The following is a 1,483-nucleotide window of genomic DNA, read 5'->3' on the forward strand; positions in this document are numbered from 1 at the left end:
CGGGGCGGCCTCGGGCGTCCCGGTGCGCGCGGCCCCCGACGGCTCGGTGCCGGTGGGGGACGCGGTGGGATCCGGGGTCGGCGTCGGAGTGGCCGACGGTGTCGGGGTCGGCGTGGTCGAGGGCCGGGGCGGGGCGACGACCTCGACGGCGTGCTCGTCCAGCGCCCCCGCGTGGCTTGCGGTGCCGGGGTAGCTGACGAAGACGGCGAACCGGCCGGGGTCGGCCAGCTCGGGCACCCGGGTGCTCACCTCGAACGCGCCGCTCCCGTCCAGGCGGGCGGTGCCCAGCTCGTCGCCCTGCCGGTCCAGGACGTCGACCCGCGCGCCCTCCGGCGGTGCCGCCCGGCCGTCGCCGATCACCAGCCGGCCCCAGACCGTCAGCGGCCCGCCGGGGCGGCCCTGCGCCGGGGCGACCTCGGTGTCGAGGCTGGTCGGCACCTGCCGCACCTGGAACGTCTCCCGCTCCGAGCTGGAGCCGGCCAGGTCGTCGTCGGCGGAGGTGAAGGTGGCGACCACGTCGTGCTCACCGACCGACAGCTCCCCGGGGTCGATCTCGAGCAGCGCCCGGCCGTCGCGCAGCGTCACCTTCTCGGTACGGGCACCACCGTCGAGCTCGAAGCGGACCCGGCCCTCGGCGTCGGTGGGGGAGACGTCGGCGCGCAGCCGCACCGGCTCGTCGAAGCGCCCGCTGCGGACGTCGAGCTCGGTGGCCGAGCCCTCGCTCACCCGCTCCACCTCGAACGCGGTCGTGGGCGAGGTCGACCCCGCCGGTCCGTCGACCGCCGGGCGGTAGCGGGCCCGCACCTTGTGCGCGCCGGGATCGAGGGTCTCCGCGGGCAGGGTCAGCACGGCCGTACCCTGCCGCACCCGGCTCTCGCCGCGCACCCGGCCGTCCACGGTGAACTCGACCGAACCCGGGCTCTCGGACCAGCGGCTGGTCACCTCGGCCTCCAGCCGGGTCGACTCGCCGAAGTCGTGGTCCTCGGCCGAGACCGAGGTGCTGCTGGGCACCCGCTCGGACTCGACCCCGGACTCCCACTCCAGCTCCGACAGGCAGGCGCCGTCGCGGACGAACACGCGGGTGTCCTCACCCTCGGCCGACCCGCCGGGGGCGACGGGCTCGGGCAGCACCCCCGGTCGGCTGCCCACGGTCGTCACCACGCAGTCGCTGGAGCTGTTGATCCACGACGTCACCGCGGTGACCTCGACCGGGTGGGCGAGCTCGTTGTCGACGGCGTAGCGCACCCAGAACTCCTGGCCCTCCTCGACGCTGCCGAGCTCGCGACCGGTGCGGGCGTCCACGAACGCCACCACCTCGGCCCGGACGTCCTCGTCCCCGTCGGCGGAGACGGGCGCCGGGACGCCCAGCAGCCAGAGAGCCCCGGCGACCAGGGCGCACCCCAGCGCGGCGGCGCGGCGGTGGCGCGCCGCCGGACCGCGGGCCGACGCCGGTGGCGCGGCTCCCGGGGCTCGGAGGCTCACC

The 1,483-nt window shown here is 77.1% G+C and carries 1 protein-coding gene; it reads right to left on the minus strand.

Features of this window, described 5'->3' with window-relative positions:
• The coding region (locus tag DVA66_RS22005; protein ID WP_157974206.1) for an Ig-like domain-containing protein at positions 1 to 1,483 on the minus strand (1,483 nt) is incomplete at both ends.

It is taken from the genome of Desertihabitans aurantiacus (assembly GCF_003344635.1).
Classification (GTDB): Bacteria; Actinomycetota; Actinomycetes; order Propionibacteriales; family Propionibacteriaceae; genus Desertihabitans; species Desertihabitans aurantiacus.